Annotated in this window: 15 protein-coding genes; 7 read left to right on the top strand and 8 right to left on the bottom strand. The window is 68.3% G+C overall.

Annotation, left to right across the window (positions count from 1 at the left end):
* Positions 1–149 precede the first annotated feature (149 nt).
* Both ACFVWG_RS24475 and ACFVWG_RS24470 read right to left on the bottom strand, forming a co-directional pair.
* Complete coding sequence (locus tag ACFVWG_RS24475; protein ID WP_391545707.1) at positions 150–1,157, bottom strand: pirin family protein; 1,008 nt, start codon at positions 1,155–1,157, stop codon at positions 150–152.
* Positions 1,157–2,197, bottom strand: coding sequence for a PHP domain-containing protein (locus ACFVWG_RS24470; protein WP_391545706.1), 1,041 nt, complete (start codon positions 2,195–2,197; stop codon positions 1,157–1,159). The genes ACFVWG_RS24475 and ACFVWG_RS24470 overlap by 1 nt, the downstream gene beginning before the upstream one ends.
* A gap of 144 nt (positions 2,198–2,341) precedes the next feature.
* Between ACFVWG_RS24470 and ACFVWG_RS24465 the strand changes: the two genes are divergently transcribed.
* The 6 genes from ACFVWG_RS24465 to ACFVWG_RS24440 all read left to right on the top strand — a co-directional run bounded on the left by ACFVWG_RS24465 (position 2,342) and on the right by ACFVWG_RS24440 (position 8,660).
* The gene (locus ACFVWG_RS24465) at positions 2,342–3,547 is read left to right on the top strand and encodes a PucR family transcriptional regulator (protein WP_391545705.1); all 1,206 of its coding nucleotides are present in this window, start codon (positions 2,342–2,344) and stop codon (positions 3,545–3,547) included.
* A 78-nt stretch (positions 3,548–3,625) separates the two neighbouring features.
* The gene (locus ACFVWG_RS24460; protein WP_391545704.1) at positions 3,626–4,543 is read left to right on the top strand and encodes an ACP S-malonyltransferase; all 918 of its coding nucleotides are present in this window, start codon (positions 3,626–3,628) and stop codon (positions 4,541–4,543) included.
* On the top strand, positions 4,540–5,535 hold the full coding sequence (locus ACFVWG_RS24455; protein ID WP_391545703.1) for a beta-ketoacyl-ACP synthase III: 996 nt from the start codon (positions 4,540–4,542) through the stop codon (positions 5,533–5,535). Before ACFVWG_RS24460 ends, ACFVWG_RS24455 begins: the two co-directional genes overlap by 4 nt.
* Before the next feature lie 85 nt (positions 5,536–5,620).
* Complete coding sequence (locus ACFVWG_RS24450; protein ID WP_171670712.1) at positions 5,621–5,869, top strand: acyl carrier protein; 249 nt, start codon at positions 5,621–5,623, stop codon at positions 5,867–5,869.
* A gap of 102 nt (positions 5,870–5,971) precedes the next feature.
* A complete protein-coding gene (gene fabF, locus ACFVWG_RS24445; RefSeq protein WP_391545702.1) occupies positions 5,972–7,207 on the top strand; it encodes a beta-ketoacyl-ACP synthase II in 1,236 nt (411 codons plus the stop codon).
* A gap of 955 nt (positions 7,208–8,162) precedes the next feature.
* A complete protein-coding gene (locus tag ACFVWG_RS24440) occupies positions 8,163–8,660 on the top strand; it encodes a DUF3145 domain-containing protein (protein WP_391545701.1) in 498 nt (165 codons plus the stop codon).
* A 228-nt stretch (positions 8,661–8,888) separates the two neighbouring features.
* Here the strand turns inward: ACFVWG_RS24440 and ACFVWG_RS24435 are convergent, their stop codons facing one another.
* From ACFVWG_RS24435 to ACFVWG_RS24420, 4 genes are read right to left on the bottom strand one after another with little or no spacing between them, the layout of a single operon-like run.
* A complete protein-coding gene (locus ACFVWG_RS24435; RefSeq protein ID WP_391545700.1) occupies positions 8,889–9,899 on the bottom strand; it encodes a LacI family DNA-binding transcriptional regulator in 1,011 nt (336 codons plus the stop codon).
* Between the two features lie 40 nt (positions 9,900–9,939).
* On the bottom strand, positions 9,940–10,770 hold the full coding sequence (locus ACFVWG_RS24430; protein ID WP_391545699.1) for a carbohydrate ABC transporter permease: 831 nt from the start codon (positions 10,768–10,770) through the stop codon (positions 9,940–9,942).
* A complete protein-coding gene (locus ACFVWG_RS24425) occupies positions 10,767–11,726 on the bottom strand; it encodes a carbohydrate ABC transporter permease (protein ID WP_391545698.1) in 960 nt (319 codons plus the stop codon). Before ACFVWG_RS24425 ends, ACFVWG_RS24430 begins: the two co-directional genes overlap by 4 nt.
* Entirely contained in the window at positions 11,723–13,006 is a 1,284-nt protein-coding gene (locus ACFVWG_RS24420; protein WP_391545697.1) for an extracellular solute-binding protein, read from the bottom strand. The genes ACFVWG_RS24425 and ACFVWG_RS24420 overlap by 4 nt, the downstream gene beginning before the upstream one ends.
* A gap of 199 nt (positions 13,007–13,205) precedes the next feature.
* Here ACFVWG_RS24420 and ACFVWG_RS24415 point away from each other — a divergent pair, with 199 nt between their 5' ends.
* On the top strand, positions 13,206–15,410 hold the full coding sequence (locus tag ACFVWG_RS24415; RefSeq protein WP_391545696.1) for a glycoside hydrolase family 9 protein: 2,205 nt from the start codon (positions 13,206–13,208) through the stop codon (positions 15,408–15,410).
* 19 nt (positions 15,411–15,429) lie between these two features.
* Here the strand turns inward: ACFVWG_RS24415 and ACFVWG_RS24410 are convergent, their stop codons facing one another.
* Together ACFVWG_RS24410 and ACFVWG_RS24405 are read right to left on the bottom strand one after the other, a co-directional pair.
* A complete protein-coding gene (locus ACFVWG_RS24410) occupies positions 15,430–16,383 on the bottom strand; it encodes a VWA domain-containing protein (protein WP_391545695.1) in 954 nt (317 codons plus the stop codon).
* Positions 16,383–17,345, bottom strand: coding sequence for a DUF58 domain-containing protein (locus ACFVWG_RS24405; RefSeq protein ID WP_391545694.1), 963 nt, complete (start codon positions 17,343–17,345; stop codon positions 16,383–16,385). Before ACFVWG_RS24405 ends, ACFVWG_RS24410 begins: the two co-directional genes overlap by 1 nt.
* Positions 17,346–17,368 lie beyond the last annotated feature (23 nt).

Here is a 17,368-nt window from a genome sequence, read left to right as displayed (position 1 = left end):
GCCGAGCGAACCGCCAGTTGGCCGGCCAGGACTTGGGGGCCCGTACACCCGGCAGGGGCCGTGAACACGTCATAACTTGTTCACGCCCACCGGTTCTTGTTCACGCCCCCGGGCTGTGACCGCGGATCGGCGACTGGTCGGACACCTCGTTAGCGGGAGCGGGGGCGGGGTTTGAGGGTGGTACCGGGGAGGGGCGGGGCGGGGAGGGGCTCGCCTTCGTAGCCGGGGACCAGGGGGAAGCGGTCGTTGCCGGCGGCGGCGATGGCGGACTGCCAGGAGTCGCGGGCCTCGACGATGTCTTCGTGGCTGCGGCCGATGAAGTTCCACCACATCACGAGTTCTTCGGTGAAGGGTTCGCCACCGAGCAGGAGGCAACGAACTCCGTTGTCGGAGGCAACCAAGTCGATCGACTCGCGGCCGGCGCCGAGGTAGGCGAGTTCGCCGAACGCCGGCGTCAGGTCCCCCACGGACAACGAGCCGTCGACGACCAGTACGGCGTACTCGTTGGAAGGTGTGAGTGGGAGCGTGAGCGATCGTCCGGGCTGGATGGTGAGGTCGGCGCCGACCAGCGGGGTGTAGGCGGGAGCCGGGGAGGTCACGCCAGCCACCGTGCCGATCATCACGACGACGCGCGCGCCGTCCAGGTCGAGCTCCGGTAGATCGGCGTACGCGTTGAAGGCGGGCGGGGTCGTCGTACGGACGGAGTCGGGCAGGGCGACCCAGAGTTGGGCGCCGTGCAGGCGCGGTGGCGCGTCCGGTGTGGAGACCTCGGAGTGGGCGATGCCGTTGCCGGCGGTCATGATGTTGAGCTCGCCAGGACGGACGAAGGCGTGTGAACCGACGCTGTCGCGGTGCTCGATCTCGCCCTCGAACAACCAGCTCACCGTCTGCAGACTCGTGTGCGGATGCGGCGGAACGAGCATGCCGCGCTCCCCCGGCGCGTCGTACGAGTCGACCCGCTGGGTCAGATCATCGGGCCCGTAGTGATCGACGAAGCACCACGCTCCGACCATCCGGCGGTCCTTGTTCGGCAGCAACCGCCGTACCTTCGTCGACCGTCCGAGCACCACCTCGCGCGGCTCCAGCAGCTCGAACACGGGCCCCTGCTCAGATCCGGTGCAGACGACCTCGGCCGGGTCCTTCTCCAAGTCGCTCATCACGCCGTCCATTCGAGGAGTTCGTCGCGGTCCCAGGTGTTGATGACGCGGTCGGGGGCGATGTCGGCGCCTTCGGCGCGCTCACAGCCGTAGACCTGCCAGTCGAGCTGGCCGGGCGCGTGCGCGTCGGTGTCGATGCTGAAGACGCAGTCCATCTCGGCGGCCAGGGCGAGCAGGCGTTTGGGCGGGTCGAGGCGCTCGGGGCGGGAGTTGATCTCGACCGCCGTGTTGAACTGACGGCACGCCTCGAAGACCACCTCGGCGTCGAACTCGGACTCCGGGCGCGTCCCGCGGTTGCCGGTGATCAGGCGGCCGGTGCAATGCCCCAGTACGTCGACGTGCGGGTTGGCGATGGCTTTGACCATCCGCTCGGTCATCGACTCGGAGGCCATCCGGAGCTTGGAGTGCACACTGGCGACCACGAGGTCGAGCCGCGCCAGGATCTCGGAGTCGCAGTCGAGTGAACCGTCGTCGAGGATGTCGACCTCGATCCCGTTCAGGATCGTGAACCCGTCGAGCTCCTTGGACAGCTTTTTGTTGAGCTCGGCAACGACCTCGATCTGCTGCAACCGGCGTTCCCGCGACAGGCCGTTGGCGACCGTGAGCCGTGGCGAGTGATCGGTCAGGGCCATGTACTTGTGGCCGAGCCGGTGCGCCGTGCGGGCCATCTCCTCGATCGGGCTGCCGCCGTCGGACCACTCCGAGTGCAGATGCAGGTCGGCCTGCAGCGCTGCGCGCATCGCCGTACCCTCGTCGGTCAGCTCACCGGCCGACCCCTCCAGCTTGGTCAGGTACGTCGGGGTCGCGCCGTCCATCGCCTCCAGGATCACGGCCTCGGTCTTCGGCCCGATCCCCGGCAGCTCGGTCAGCGTCCCGGCCCGGCGCCGCGCCCGGACCTCCGCCGCCGGCAGCGCCTCGATGGTGTCGGCCGCCCGCCGGTACGCCTTCACCCGATGGGTCGGCTGCCGGTCGCGCTCCAGGTAGTACCCGATCGCGCGCAACGCCTCCACCGCGGCATCCACACCCGCCTTGTCCGTCATCCCCCCATCATCGCGCCATCTCGTGGGTTAACCCATCAGGTGGTGGGTTATGTACCCGCATGCGGGTGCGGAACCCACCAGCTCGTGGGTCAACCCATCAGCTGGTTCGCGGCGGGTGCGGGGTCGTGGGGCTAGGGTCGGGGGGTGGGTAAGGCGGAGACCAGGGCGCATCTGGCGCGGGCGGATCGGCTGCAGGGGCAGACGGGGGCGCTGGCCACTGCGGCTACTGCGGCGATGGAGGAGAAGCTGCCGTGGTTCCGGGGGTTGTCGGCGCAGGACCGGTCGTGGATCGGGCTGGTGGCGCAGTCGGGGATCACCGCGTTCGTCGACTGGTTCCGCGATCCGGAGGAGCACTCGTCGATGCCGACGCGGATCTTCGGGTCCGCGCCGCGGGAGTTCACCCGGGTGATCTCGCTGCACCAGACCGTCGACCTGGTGCGCACGACCATCGAGATGATGGAGAACGCGATCGACGACCTGTTGCCGCCGGACGACGTACCGGCTGTGCAGAGGGCGATGCAGCGGTATGCCCGGGAGGTCGCGTTCGCGGCCGCGACGGTCTACGCGCAGGCTGCCGAAATGCGCGGTGCGTGGGATGCCCGGCTCGAGGCGCTCGTGGTCGACTCCGTGATCCGCGGCGAGGCCGACGACTCGGTCCGCTCCCGCGCCTCCGCCCTGGGCTGGACCGGAGCAGCCGGTACGACGGGATCTGCCGAGGTGGCCGTGGTCGTCGGGCGCGCGCCGGTGGCGGAGGGCAACGCGAACGTGGCGGACGCCGTACGGCATGCCGCACGTGAAGCGGGTGCTGACGCTCTGTGTGCGATCCAGGGTGACCGGCTGGTGGTGGTTCTGGGCGGTACCGGCAAACCTGTGGAGATCGTACAAAGGCTGGCTCATTGGTTCGGTCCCGGTCCGATCGTGGTCGGACCGGTGGTGAAAGACCTGATGGCGGCCGTGACGTCCGCGCGGGCGGCGGTCGCCGGGCTCCGCGCCGTACCGGCCTGGCCCGGGGCTCCGCGGCCGGTGCAGGCCGACGAACTGCTTCCGGAGCGATCACTCTCCGGAGACGGTCATGCCCGCCGGCAGCTCGCTACCGAGGTCTACGGCCCGCTCACTGTGGGCGAAGGCGTGCTGCTCGACACCGTTTCGGCGTATCTGGACTCCGGCGGTTCGATCGAGGCGACGGCCCGGACGATGTTCATCCACGCCAATACCGTCCGGTACCGGCTGAAGCGTGTGGCCGAACTCACGGGGTACCAGCCGCTGAATCCCCGCGACGCTTTCACCTTGCGTGTCGCACTCGCCCTCGGCCGCCTGCTCAATCCGGAGCCGGGAAACACCGTTTTGTAGGATCTCTACAAACAGGGCCGGTCAGAATTCGTGCTGCATTCCGGTCCGCGAACGGCTCGGAACAGGGAGAGTGGTCACGTGCTCGTCATCGTCGCGCCCGGTCAGGGTGCCCAGACCCCAGGTTTCCTCGAGCCGTGGCTCGCCGATCCCGCGTTCGAGAGCCGGCTGAACTGGCTCTCCGCGGTCGCCGGTCTCGACCTCGCCCACTACGGCACCCAGGCGGATGCCGACACGATCCGCGACACCGCGATCGCGCAGCCGCTGCTGGTCGCGGCCGGCTTGGCCGCCGCGCCCGCGCTGTTCACAGACCCGGCTCAGGTTGGTGCACTCGCCGGGCACAGCGTCGGTGAGCTCGCCGCCGCTGCCCTGTCCGGTGCGTTGACCGTCGAGCAGGCGATGGTGCTGGTCCGCGAACGCGGCAACGCGATGGCCGACGCCGCGGCGCTGACCCCGACCTCGATGACCGCGGTGCTCGGTGGCGACCGCGACGAGGTTCTCGCGAAGCTCGCGGAGTACGGGCTCACCCCCGCCAACGACAACGGCCCCGGCCAGATCGTCGCGGCCGGCACGGTCGAGGAGCTGGCCGCGTTCGCCGAGGATCCGCCCGCCAAGGCTCGCCTGATCGCGCTGTCGGTGGCCGGTGCGTTCCACACCAAGCACATGGAGCCCGCCGTACAGACCCTGGCGAAGTACGCGACCGCCATCAGCACCGGTGAGCCGACGACCAAGCTGCTCTCGAACCGCGACGGCCAGGTCGTGGCCGACGGTCACGACGCGCTGGAGCGGATCGTCGCCCAGGTGAACTCCCCCGTCCGCTGGGACCTGTGCATGCAGACCTTCACCGAGCTGGGTGTGACCGGCATCCTCGAACTGCCGCCGGCAGGCACGCTGGTCGGGATCGCCAAGCGCAACCTGAAGGGCGTCGAGACCTTCGCCCTGAAGACCCCGGACCAGCTCGACGACGCCCGCGCCTTCGTCACGAAGCACGCCTCATGACGGGCATCGCGGCACCGCAGGGTGCGCAGTACGCCGGAGTCCTCGGGATCGGGTCATACCGGCCGCGGCGCGTCGTACCGAACTCGGAGATCGTCGAGCAGATCGACTCCAGTGACGAGTGGATCCAGACCCGGTCCGGGATCAAGGAGCGCCGCTGGGCCTCCGACGACGAGACCGTGCTGATGATGTCGGTCGCGGCGGCCAAGGACGCGCTGAAGGAGTCGGGGATCGACCCGGCCCAGATCGGCTGTGTCGTCGTCTCCACCGTCACGCACCTCTACCAGACCCCCGCGATCGCGACCCGGATCGCCGTCGAGGTGGGCGCCCCGACCGCGGCCGCGTTCGACGTCTCCGCGGCGTGCGCCGGGTTCTGCTACGGCCTCGCGCTGGCCAGTGACATGGTCCGCGGCGGCAGCGCGAAGTACGTGCTGGCGATCGGGGTCGAGCGACTCAGCGACCTGACCGACCGCAACGACCGCGGTACGGCGTTCATCTTCGCCGACGGCGCTGGTGCCGCCGTCGTGGGCCCGACCGACGAGCCGGGGATCGGCCCCGTCGTCTGGGGCTCCGACGGCACGCAGCACGCGGTGATCAGCCAGAAGGAGTCCTGGCAGGAGGCAGCCGGCAGCCAGAACTGGCCGCACCTCACGATGGAGGGCAACCCGGTCTTCCGCTGGGCGTCGTACGAGATGGCCAAGACCGCGCAGCAGGCGCTCGACGTGGCCGGCGTACCGGCCGACGAGCTCGACCTGTTCGTGCCGCACCAGGCGAACATGCGGATCACCGACGCGATGCGCCGCGCCCTGAAACTGCCCGAGCACGTGAAGGTTGCCCGCGACATCGAACGGCAGGGCAACACGTCCGCCGCCTCGATCCCGCTCGCGATCACCGCGATGCGCGAGTCCGGCGAAGCCAAGAGCGGCGATCTCGCGCTCGTCATCGGTTTCGGCGCCGGCCTCGTGTTCGCCGCCCAAGTGATCCGGCTGCCCTAGCAGTCGGACATAGTTGTCCGGGGTAGCTCAGGTGGCTGCTCCGGCTGATTCAAGCAAGCAAGATCTTTCGAAGGGAACAACCGCAATGGCCAGCACCGAAGAGATCCGTTCCGACCTCGCCGAGATCGTGAACGAGATCGCCGGTATCCCGGTCGAGGACGTCCAGCTGGACAAGTCCTTCACCGACGACCTCGACGTCGACTCGCTCTCCATGGTGGAGGTCGTCGTGGCCGCCGAGGAGAAGTTCGACGTGAAGATCCCCGACGACGAGGTCAAGAACCTGAAGACCGTCGGCGACGCCGTCGCGTTCATCGAGCGCGCCCAGAACGGCTGATTCAAGCCGTCACTGTGCTGGCCGGTGCTCATCGGGCTCAGAACCGATGAGCACCACCGGCCGGCCCTCCCGTTCCCCGATCTCGTGAAGGATGAGGTACAGATGTCGAAGACCCGAGTCGTGATCACCGGGCTCGGAGCCACCACCCCGCTCGGCGGCGATGTGGCCAGCTCCTGGGAAGGCCTGCTGGCCGGTCGCTCCGGCGCCCGCCTGCTGACTGATGACTGGGTGCAGAACCTGCCCGTCCAGATCGCAGCCCCGGTGGCGGTCGAGCCGACCGAGATCATCGAGCGCGTGAAGGCCCGCCGCCTCGACCGCAACGCACAGCTCGCCGTGGTCGCGGCCCGCGAAGCCTGGGCCGACGCCGGCCTCGAGGACGCCGGGCTGGACAAGGAGCGGCTCGGAGTCGCCGTTGCCACCGGCATCGGTGGCCTGCACACCACCCTGAGCAACTACGACGCGCTGCTGAAGAACCCGCGCCGCGTCTCGCCGCTGGCGATCCCGATGCTGATGCCGAACTCGTCGGCCGCGTACGTCGGCCTCGAGTTCGGAGCCAAGTCCGGTGTGCACACCCCGGTCTCGGCCTGCGCCTCCGGCAACGAGGCGATCGCGCTCGGCCTGGACCAGATCCGGCTCGGCCGCGCCGACGTCGTACTGGCTGGTGGCACCGAGGGCACGATCATGCCGCTGCCGCTGGCCGCCTTCAGCCAGATGATGGCGCTCAGCAAGCGCAACGACGAGCCCGAGCGCGCCTCCCGGCCGTGGGACGCGGACCGTGACGGCTTCCTGCTTGGTGAGGGCGCCGGCATCCTGGTGCTGGAGTCCTACGAGCACGCCGTCGCCCGCGGCGCGAAGATCTACGCCGAGCTCGCCGGCGCCGGCATCTCCGCCGACGGCCACGACATCGCGCAGCCCGACCCGACCGGTTCCGGCGCACGCCGCGCGATGGAGCGGGCGCTGATCGAGGGCGACCTGACCCCGGCCGATGTCATGCACATCAACGCCCACGCCACCTCCACCCCGCAGGGTGACATCGCCGAGTCCCTGGCCATCCGGCTCGCCCTCGGCAAGGAGGCCGACCACGCGGTCGCCACCGCCCCCAAGTCGATGATCGGCCACCTGCTCGGCGCCGCCGGCGCAGTCGAGTCGATCGCGACCGTGCTCGCCCTGCACCACCGCATCGTCCCGCCGACGATCAACCTCGACAAGCTCGACGACCAGATCGACCTCGACATCGCCACCGAGCCCCGCAAGCTCGGCGACGGCGACCTCGCGGCCCTCAACAACTCCTTCGGCTTCGGCGGCCACAACGCCGCCATCGCCTTCAAAACCATCTGATCCAGCACCACCAAACGCCCGCTCCACCCGCCTCGGGGGGAGCGGGCGTTGTCACGTCCGCTCCTCCCAGCCGCCGCCCCTAGCGGCACGAACGACTGCAGGTGGTCACGACCGCGGCACCCGCGCGGACCTGGACGAGACTCCCTCGCGGCCCAGCCGCCAGACCGCGGGCGACTACCTGCAGTCCTACGTGCTGCTGGCTGCCCATGGTTCGGCGGGGCCTTGGCGGCACTAACGACTGCAGGTGGTCACGACCGCGGCACCCGCGCGGACCTGGATGAGGCTCCCTCGCGGCCCAGCCGCCAGACCGCGGGCGACTACCTGCAGTCCTACGTGCTGCTGGCCGCCCGGGGTGCGGCGGCACCTTCGCGGCACGAACGACTGCAGGTGGTCATCCCCGCGGCACCCGCGCGGACCTGGATGAGGCTCCCTCGCGGCCCAGCCGCCAGGCTGCGGGGGACTACCTGCAGTCCTTCGTGCTGCTGCCGCCCGGGAGGCGGCGGCACCTTCGCGGCACGAACGACTGCACGTGGTCATCCCCGCGGCACCCGCGCGGACCTGGATGAGGCTCCCTCGCGGCCCAGCCGCCAGACCGCGGGCGACTACCTGCAGTCGTTCGTGCTGCTAGCCGGTGGTTAGTTCGGCTAGTTGGAGGCGGTAGGTGTTGTGGTCGTTGGGGTTGGGGCGAAGCGGGCGACCGACGACACGGACGCGGTCGGTTCGCTCTTCCCGTTGTGCACGTCTCGTGCCTCGCACCCTGACGAAGAGCCCGGAACCCCGCCACCGTTTTGAGCCTGCACGAAGGCTGCGACACAGCAGTGATGTGGTTGACATGGCGAGGTTACTGGTGTTGGAGGGGGTCGTGGTGCAAGATGGACCCAGTTGCTCTGCTGGGATGGCCAGAGTTGTGCTCGAGATCGCTGGGGAAGGCGCCCCTCGAACACAGGAGGTCCCGGTGGCGACGACTCGTGGCGTTTTGTACGTCCACACGGTGCCGTCAGCGTTGTGTCCGCATGTCGAGTGGGCCGCTGGCGGCGTACTTGGTGTGCCTGTGAAACTCGACTGGACGCCGCAGCCCGCGGCACAAGGCACGTACCGGGCCGAACTGTCCTGGCAGGCCGAGGCCGGCACGGCCAGCAAGCTCGCATCAGCTCTGCGCGGTTGGCAGAAGCTGCGCTTCGAGGTGACCGAGGAGCCGACGAACGGCGTCGAGGGCGAGCGCTACTCGTTCACGCCGACGCTCGGAATCTTCCACGCGACCACCGGGGTGCACGGCGACATCATGGTGCCCGAGGAGCGGCTGAAGGCAGCGATGCTGAAGGCCGCGACCGGCGAAGCGGATCTGACCGCGGAGGTCGAGCGTTTGCTCGGCCGGCCGTGGGACGACGAGCTCGAACCCTTCCGGTACGCCGGAGACGGCGCTCCGGTGCGCTGGCTGCACCAGGTCGTCTAAAGCCACGTTATCTGAGCACTGCCTGAGAACTTGAGAAGAAAGCTTTGAAGGGCACAGACAAACCCCGAACTTTTCGGGCAGAGTGAGCATCAGACATTCCACAAGGGTGGAGGGGCCGTGGCCGCTGGGTCACCGGGTGTCGGGACACCCCCGGTTATCACAAACAGCGGCCGCACCACGTGAAGGGCGCGGATCCTCGGGACAGGATCCGCGCCCTTCGTGCGTGTGTCAGCTGGTCGCCCGGTGGACGAGCTTTGTCGGCAGGATCAGCGGGGTCGGCGACTCCCCCGCGATCAGCGCGAGCAGCATCCGCGCCATCTCCCGGCCGAGCGACTGGATCGGCTGGCTGACCGTGCTCAACGGCGGATCGGTGTGCCGCGCCAGTACGACGTCGTTGAAGCCGACCACCGCGACATCACCCGGAATCGCCTGACCGGCATCCTTCAGCACCCGCATCGCGCCGATCGCCATCTGATCCGAGGCGATGAAGACGGCGTCGAGATCCGGGTGCTCGGCGAGCAACTGCTCCATCGCGCGCCCACCGCTCTCTTCGCTGAAGTCGCCGTACACAACGCGGCTCGCATCCAGCCCGGCCATCGCGAGCGCCTCCTGATAACCCTTGTACCGCGCCGTGCCCGCGCCCTCGTCCATCCGGCCGGTGATGGTGGCGATCCGGGTCCGGCCAGTCGCGACCAGGTGCTCAGTGGCCAGCCGCGCACCTCCGCGGTTGTCCGCATCCACGTAGTACTTGGGCTCGAAGTTCACCGGCGAACCACCGAAGACGACCGGTATGTCGGACTCCTCGGCGAGGCGCGCGATCGGATCGTCGCCGTGCATCGACATCAGCATCACGCCGTCGGCCTGCCGAGTGCGCAACACCTGCTCGAGCCGGGTCTGGCCGCGCGTCGACGTCGCCAACTGCAGCACCAGCTCCAGCTCGGTCTCTTCGAGCACCGAGTTCACCCCGACCGCGACCTCGGCGAAGAACGGGTCGGCGAACACCTGCGGATTGTCGCTGGAGATCGCCAGTACGACGGCGCCCACCTGCTGCGTGGCCAGCGCGCGAGCCGTTGCGTTCGGCACGTAGCCGAGGTCGGTGACCGCGCGCTGCACGGCCTCCCGCTTCGCCCTGCTGACATGCGGCGCGTTGTTGATCACCCGGGACGCCGCCGACCGGGACACACCGGCGCGCTCGGCGACCTCGTCGAGTGTCACTTGCCGTCTGGCCTGCTGGGTCACGGGCGATCCTTCGTTGGTGGAGTGGATAGAGGGTATGGCATCAGGACCGGACTGCGCCGTCCATGATGCCGCTGATGAGTTGCCGCCCGAAGAGGATGAAGACGAGCAGCAGCGGCACGGTCGCGATCAGCGTCCCGGTGAACATCAGTGTGTAGTCGGTGTAGTACTGCGTGGCGAGCTGGCTGAGCGAGAACTGGACGGTCGGGTTGTCCGCCTCCATCACCGCCAGCGGCCAGAGGAACTCGTTCCAGGTGCCCATGAACGTGAACAGCCCCAGTACGGCGGCGCCCGGCCGCAGGGCCGGTGACACCACTCGCACGAACAGACCGAACGTCGTACAGCCGTCCAGGCGGGCTGCTTCGATCAACTCGTCCGGGATCGCGCGTTCGGCGTACTGGCGCATCAGGAAGACGCCGAAGGCCGACACCAGGAACGGGACGATGACCGCCTGCAGGTGGTTCTGCCAGCCGAGCTTCACCATCACCATGTAGAGCGGGACGATGCCCATCTGCACCGGCACCATCATCGTCGCGAGCACCGAGATGAGCAGCGCGTTGCGGCCGCGGAACCGCAGCTTGGCGAACGCGAACCCGGCCAACGAGGAGAAGAACACGACCGAGATCGTGACGCAGACCGACGCGATCGCGGAGTTGAGCAGGCCGCGGGCGAAGTGCGCCTCCTCGGCCTCGGAGCCGAACAGCCGCTGGATGTTCGCGCCGAGATTGCCGCCCGGGACCAGTGGCGGCGGAAACTGACCGACCACATCATTGGAACGGGTCGCCACGACGAACAGCCAGTAGAGCGGGAAGATCGACAACACCAGGCTGACCAGCAGGGTCAGGTAAACGAGCGGATTGCGTTGTTGCTTCACTGGGTGCCTCCCCGCAACCGCCGGCCGATCAGCAGGTTGACGACGCCGACGAGCACGGTGAGCAGGAAGATCATCCAGGCGACCGCGGATCCGTACCCGTAGTCGAAGTTCTGGAAGCTCTGCTCGAACATGTACATCGCGATGGTCTGGAACTGCCGCAGACTTCCACCGGACACATCGCCCTGCCCGAACAGCAGCGGCTCGGTGAACAACTGCATCCCACCGATGATCGACATCACCACGGTGAAGATCAGTGCGGGCCGGATCAGCGGCACGGTGATGTTGCGGAACTGCCGGACCGCGCCGGCGCCGTCGATCTGCGCGGCCTCGTAGAGATCCCGCGGGATCGCCTGCATCGCGGCCAGGTAGATCAAGGCGTTGTACCCCGTCCAGCGCCAGTTGACCATGCTCGAGACCGCGATCCAGGACGTCAGCTTGCTCGCCTGCCAGTCGACGGGGCTGACGCCGACCAGTCCGAGCAGCCCGTTCACCAGCCCGGTGTCGCGGCCGTAGAGCTGACCGAAGACGATCGCCACCGCGGCGACCGACGTGACGATCGGCGCGAGAACACCGAGCCGAAACAAGAGCAGTGCTCGCAGCGGCCGGTTGAGCAGGGCCGCGACGATCAATGCGAGCAGCAACTGCGGGACGGTCGCGAGGACGAGCAGGCCGAGCGTGTTGACGAGCGCGTTCCAGAAGTCCGGGTCGCCGAGCAGGCGGCTGTAGTTGTCCAGCCCGACGAACCCGGCGTCACCGGTCAGGTCCCAGGACCGCAGCGACACCCACGCGGTGTAGATCAGCGGGAAGAGACCGAACGCGGTGAACAGCAGGAAGAACGGCGCGATGAACACGTACGGCGAACCGTGCAGATCGAACCGGCTCCACCGGCTGGGGCGATAGCCGTCCGGCGCGCGGGTGGTCCCGCGCGCCGGACGGACAGGGGTTTCAGTCGTCACTTGCCGACGGCTCGCTGGGAGTCGGCCAGTGCCTTGGTCCAGGCTTCATCCGGCTTGAGCTTGCCCTGCTCGACGGCGGTCAGCGCGTCGCCGATCGCGTCACCGACCTGCTGGTTGTCCGGGCCGAGGTAGACCGGCTTCAGCTCCTTGGCGGACTTGCCGAAGATCTGACCGACCGGCGCGTTGTTGAAGTACTCGTTCTTGGCACCGGAGACCGCCGGGTCGTCGATGGCCTTCGGCGCCGACGGGAAGTTGTTCTTCGCCTTGAAGGCCGCGGTCTGACCCTCAGGGCTGGTCAGGAACTTGGCCAGTTCGGCGGCCTCCTTCGGGTGCTTGCTCTGTGCCGGTACGGCGAGGAACGAGCCACCGCGGACCGCGCCCTGCCCCGGCACCCGGGCAACGTCCCACTTGCCGGCGTTCTCGGGACCGGCCTGGTCCTTGATGATGCCGAGCATCCACGCCGGGCACGGGATCGTCGCGAAGGTCCCCTTCTTGAAGCCCGCGTTCCACGCCGGGCTCCACATCTGCAGCTTGCCGGAGAGCCCGGCGTCGACCATCGCCACGGTCTGGTCCCAGGACTTGCGGACGCCGGGGTTGCTGTCCACGATCAGCTTGTTGCTGCGATCGAAGTACGTCGTGTCGCCCTGCTGCATCAGCATGTTCTGGTAGATCGCGCCGGAGCTGTCGAAGTAGCTGGCGCCGGTGTTCGCGGCGGCGAACTTCTTGCCGGTGGCAAGGTACTGGTCCCAGGTCGGCCACAGCGCGCCGACCTTCTCGCGGTCGGTCGGCAGCCCGGCCTTGGCGAACAGGTCGGTGCGGTAACACATGCCCTGGGCACCGACATCGGTGCCGAGACCGACGAGCTTCGACCCGTCGGTGGTCAGCGCCTGGTTCCACTTCCACTCCAGGAAGTTGGGCTTCAGACTCGCGGCGCCGTAGTCGAGCAGGTTCGCGAACTGGTCGGGCTTGGCCATCAGCTTGACCAGGATGCCCTCCTCGAGCGCGACCACGTCGCCGGCGCCGCTGCCCGCGGTCAGCCACTGCTGCAGCTTCGGCGTGTAGTCGGCGAGTTTGGCGATGTTGTCGGCCTTGATCTTGATGCCCGGGTGCGAGGCCTCGTACTGCGTGTAGAGGTCCTCGTAGCCGAACTGGCTGAACGTCTTCACGGTCAACGTGATCGTGCCGTCGGCCGCCTCGTCGGTGCCCGAGCCCCCACACCCGGCCACCGCCACCAGAGCTACGGCCGCTCCGAGCGCGGGAATGAACCACCTTGCCGACATCTGATCCTCCAGGGAAACTGGTCGAAACTGGGAGCGCTTCCAGCAGACGGTAAGCGATTGCCCGGCATTTGTGAAGTCCCCATTTCACGCTTGTTTCAGTCTTGACACGGCCAGGGGGCGTGGGCAGCATGGCGCCACCTTGCTTGCAGACCCGCCCGACATTCTGCAAGCGCTCCCAGCTTCTCCCGGAGGCACCCCGATGCCCGTACGACGACGATCCGTGGTGATCGCCGGCTCAGCCGCGCTCACCGTCCTGGCCGCCACCCTTGTCCCGACCGCGGCCACCGCGGCCGATCCGCCGTACGAGCGCATCCTGAACGGGACCTTCGACACCGAGAAGGAGCCGTGGTGGACCAGCTCGACCACGCCGTCGACGGTCTCCGGCGGGCAGCTGTGCGCCCAGGTCCCGGCCGGCACGGTCAATCCCTGGGACTCGATGATCGGCCAGGACGACGTACCGCTGGAGCAGGGGCAGCCGTACACGCTGAAGTTCGACGCGTCGGCCAGCAAGCCGATCAAGTTCCAGGCGGTCCTGCAGCAGCAGGGTCCACCGCACGGCACAGTGTTGAACAAGACCGTCATGGCAGGTACGACGATGCAGAGCTTCAGCTTCACGGGCAACTCACCCGTCACCGATACGCACGGTCAGATGTCGTTCCAGGCCGGTGGACCGCACGAGGCGTACACGCTGTGCCTGGACAACATCTCGGTCACCGGCGGAGTCGTGCCACCTGGTGGGGTACGCGACTTCGGCTCGCCGGTCCGGGTCAACCAGCTCGGTTACGTGCCGAGCGGTCCGCACCGCGCGACGTACGTGACGACGGCGACCACTCCCCTGGACTGGAAGCTCCTTGACTCCGGCAACGAGATCGTTGCCGCGGGCAAAACTTCGCCGTACGGGCCGGATGCGATGTCGGGCGACAGCGTGCAGCTGATTGACTTCGGCAGCTACAAGCGCTCAGGCACTGGCTTCACACTGGTGGTCGGCGACGACGTCAGTGAGCCGTTCGACATCGAGAAGAACCTGTACTCCGCCCTGCGACAGGACTCGCTCGAGTACTTCTACAACAACCGCAGCGGGATCCCGATCGAGGCCAAGTACGTCGGTGACGCGTGGGCGCGCGCAGCCGGTCACCTCGGCGTCGCGCCGAACAAAGGTGACACCTCGGTACCTTGCTACCCCGGCTCCTGCGACTACAGCCTCGACGTCCGCGGCGGCTGGTACGACGCCGGCGACCACGGCAAGTACGTCGTGAACGGCGCGCTCGCGGCCTGGCAACTGCTCGACCTGTACGAGGAGTCGGACGACAACGCCACCTTGAAGATTCCTGAGAACACGAACCGGGTGCCGGACGTGCTGGATGAGGCCAAGTGGCAGATCGACTTCCTGCTCAGCATGCAGGTCCCGGCGGGTCAGCCGTTGGCCGGCATGGTGCATCACAAGATTCACGATGTCGCCTGGACCGGGCTGGCACTCGCCCCGGCCGCCGACCCGCAGCAGCGGTACCTCTACCCGCCGTCGACTGCCGCGACCCTCAACGTTGCTGCCATCGGGGCGCGCTGTGCCCGCGTCTACGCCCGCTGGGATCACGCGCTCGCGTCTCGCTGCCTGTCGGCCGCGCAGACGGCGTGGAAGGCTGCTGCCGCCCATCCGGCAATCTATGCGCCGGACGGTGGTGTCGGCGGCGGGGCGTACGACGACGTCAAGGTGACCGACGAGTTCTCCTGGGCCGCGGCCGAACTGTTCGCTGCCACGGGCAAAGCGTCGTACAAGAAACAGATCACCACGGTTTTGAAGGCGAGTGACGGCTTCTCCTGGCAGGAGACCGGCGGGCTGGCGGATCTCGCGCTCGCGCGAGCGCCGTACAGGTTGTCGATCATCGAGCGGCTCAAGCTGATCCACCGGATCTCGACCGTTGCCGACAGCTACCTTGCCGACCTGCGGTCCCAGGGCTACGCCAACCCCTACAAGCCGACCGACGGTCAGTACGTGTGGGGATCCAACTCCGGTACGGCGAACAACGCGATGATCCTCGCGATCGCGGCCGATCTCACCGGGCGACCGTCGTACAAGTCGGCGGCGCTGGAATCGCTGGACTACCTGTTGGGGCGGAACGCGATCAACCAGTCCTACGTGACCGGGTACGGCGAGCGCAACAGCCACAACCAGCACCACCGGTTCTGGGCCCACTCGCTGAACCCGGCCCTGCCGTCGCCGTACCCGGGATCCCTGGCCGGTGGCCCGAACTCCGGCCTGCAGGATCCCGTTGCCCAGCGCAACCTCGTCGGGTGTGCTCCGGCGAAGTGCTACATCGACGAGATCGGGTCGTACTCCACCAACGAGGTGGCGATCAACTGGAACTCGGCACTGGCCTGGCTGACGACGTACGCCGACGAGGCTTAGTGCTTACGGACTGCGTTGTTTAAGGGAAGCGGGAAGCCATGGCGACACAAGCACCGGCGGCCATCAGCGCGAAGAGCATCGCGATACCGGCGAACCGGGAGGTGACTTCCTTGTCCACCTCGTCGTACCCGACCGAGGAGCCGATGTCCTTGTAGACGTCCTCCAGCTCACCGGCCGACTCCGCAGTGTAGGCCTTGCCGCCACTGATCTCGGCGACACTGCGGAGCTCGGCCCGGTCCGGTGGCACCCGCTGCCGGATCCCGTCCATCTCGATGAAGCCCGAGTCGGTGCCGAAGCAGATCGAATAGACCGGGGTCTTCTTCGCCTTGGCCGCCTGCGCGCCTTCCTGCGCGGTGCGCCCGACCGTCCGCTTGCCGTCCGACAGCAGCACGATGCGTGCCGGCGCCGGGTCGTTGGGGTGGTCGGGGTCCGGCGGGACCTGGGTGAGCGCCTGCAGCGAGGTGAAGATGCCTTCACCGGTCGCCGTCGACTCGGCCAGGTCCAGTCCGTCGATCGACCGCAGCACGGTCGCCCGGTCGGTGGTCGGCGGCACGATGATGGAGGCCGATCCGGCGAAGTTGACCAGCGCGACGTTGAACTTGGCCGGCAGCTGGTTGACGAAGTTCTTCGCCGACTTCTTCGCCGCCTCGAGCCGGTTCGGGTCGATGTCGGTGGCCATCATCGAGAGCGAGACGTCGATCGCGACCACGATCGTGGCCCGCTCGCGCGGCACCTTGACCTTGGCCTTGGGCTGCGCGAACGCCACGATGCACGACAGCGCCGACAGCAGCGCGAAGGTGACCGCGAGGTGCCGGCGCCACTGCGGGCGCCGAGGTGCGACCCGGTCAAGCAGGGCGATGTTGGTGAAGCGCAGCGCGTACTGCGCGCGGCGGTGCTGCAGGTAGATGTAGACCGCGACGACCGCCGGGATGAGCAGCAGGAACCACAACCTGCTGGGAGACAGGAACTCCATCAGCGAGCCACTCCCTTCGGCGGTTGGTGCAGGCGGGGTGCCATCCGCCGGTAGGCGAGCACGAACCGCACGGTGTCGGCGACCCAGTCACGATCGGTCCGCAGGACCAGGTGGCCCGCACCTACCCTACGCAGGGCGATCCGGGTTCGTTCCCGCTGTGCCAGCGCCGCGGTCGCGAAGGCCTCGCGGACCTTGCGCCGGCGGGTGTCGAGCTCACGGACCTGGCCGGTCTCCGGGTCGCCGATCATCACGACGCCCATGTTCGGCAGCTCCAGCTCGCGCGGGTCGACGATCTCCACGGCGAGCACCTGGTGCTGGGCGGTCAGCTTGCGCATCGCCCGCTCCCAGGACGGCTCGAGCCGCGCGTCGATCTCGCCGTCCTCGGGGGTGAGGAAGTCGGACACGACCACGCGCAGGCCGCGCTTGCGTTGCGTCCGGGCCATCGACTCCAGGGCCGCGGACAGGTCACTGCGGTGCGCTGACGCCTCGGCCGTGAACTGCTCGGCCAGGAGTGCGCGGAGCAGACCGTACAAGGCGAGGCGACCGGAACGCGCAGGCCAGCGCCGCAATGCGGAGTCCCGCAGCATCAGCCCGCCGAAGCGGTCGCCGAGCCGGTGGGTCAGGAACCCGACCGTGGCCACCGCGGCGACGGCGAGCTCGCGCTTCTCCATCGTCGACGTCCCGAAGTTCATCGAGCCGGACAGGTCCACCAGGGCCCAGGTCTCCAGCTCACGGTCCGCGATCAGGTCCCGCACGTGCGGGATCGTCGTCCGGGCGGTCACCGCCCAGTCCATCCGCCGGACGTCGTCGCCGACCTGGTACTCCCGTGCTTCGGCCAGCTCGGTGCCGGGACCAGGCAGCAGCCCCATGTGCTCACCGTGCAGATACCCCTCAAGACGCCGTACGACGGTCAGCTCCAACCGTCGCAACGCACGCTCGGGCGCAAGCTGCGAGATCGTCATCGCAGCTCGCGGGTCGGGACGGT

The sequence above is a fragment of the Kribbella sp. NPDC058245 genome, assembly GCF_042882005.1.
Lineage (GTDB): Bacteria > Actinomycetota > Actinomycetes > Propionibacteriales > Kribbellaceae > Kribbella.
This window is presented reverse-complemented; position numbering and strand designations above follow the sequence as displayed.

What these genes read in the sequence shown, in the direction of transcription:
- ACFVWG_RS24475 (WP_391545707.1), bottom strand. Translation starts at nt 1,157, where the DNA reads ATGAGCGACTTGGAGAAGGACCCGGCCGAGGTCGTCTGCACCGGATCT.
- ACFVWG_RS24470 (WP_391545706.1), bottom strand. Translation starts at nt 2,197, where the DNA reads ATGACGGACAAGGCGGGTGTGGATGCCGCGGTGGAGGCGTTGCGCGCG.
- ACFVWG_RS24455 (WP_391545703.1), top strand. Translation starts at nt 4,540, where the DNA reads ATGACGGGCATCGCGGCACCGCAGGGTGCGCAGTACGCCGGAGTCCTC.
- ACFVWG_RS24450 (WP_171670712.1), top strand. Translation starts at nt 5,621, where the DNA reads ATGGCCAGCACCGAAGAGATCCGTTCCGACCTCGCCGAGATCGTGAAC.
- fabF (WP_391545702.1), top strand. Translation starts at nt 5,972, where the DNA reads ATGTCGAAGACCCGAGTCGTGATCACCGGGCTCGGAGCCACCACCCCG.
- ACFVWG_RS24420 (WP_391545697.1), bottom strand. Translation starts at nt 13,006, where the DNA reads ATGTCGGCAAGGTGGTTCATTCCCGCGCTCGGAGCGGCCGTAGCTCTG.
- ACFVWG_RS24415 (WP_391545696.1), top strand. Translation starts at nt 13,206, where the DNA reads ATGCCCGTACGACGACGATCCGTGGTGATCGCCGGCTCAGCCGCGCTC.
- ACFVWG_RS24410 (WP_391545695.1), bottom strand. Translation starts at nt 16,383, where the DNA reads ATGGAGTTCCTGTCTCCCAGCAGGTTGTGGTTCCTGCTGCTCATCCCG.
- ACFVWG_RS24405 (WP_391545694.1), bottom strand. Translation starts at nt 17,345, where the DNA reads ATGACGATCTCGCAGCTTGCGCCCGAGCGTGCGTTGCGACGGTTGGAG.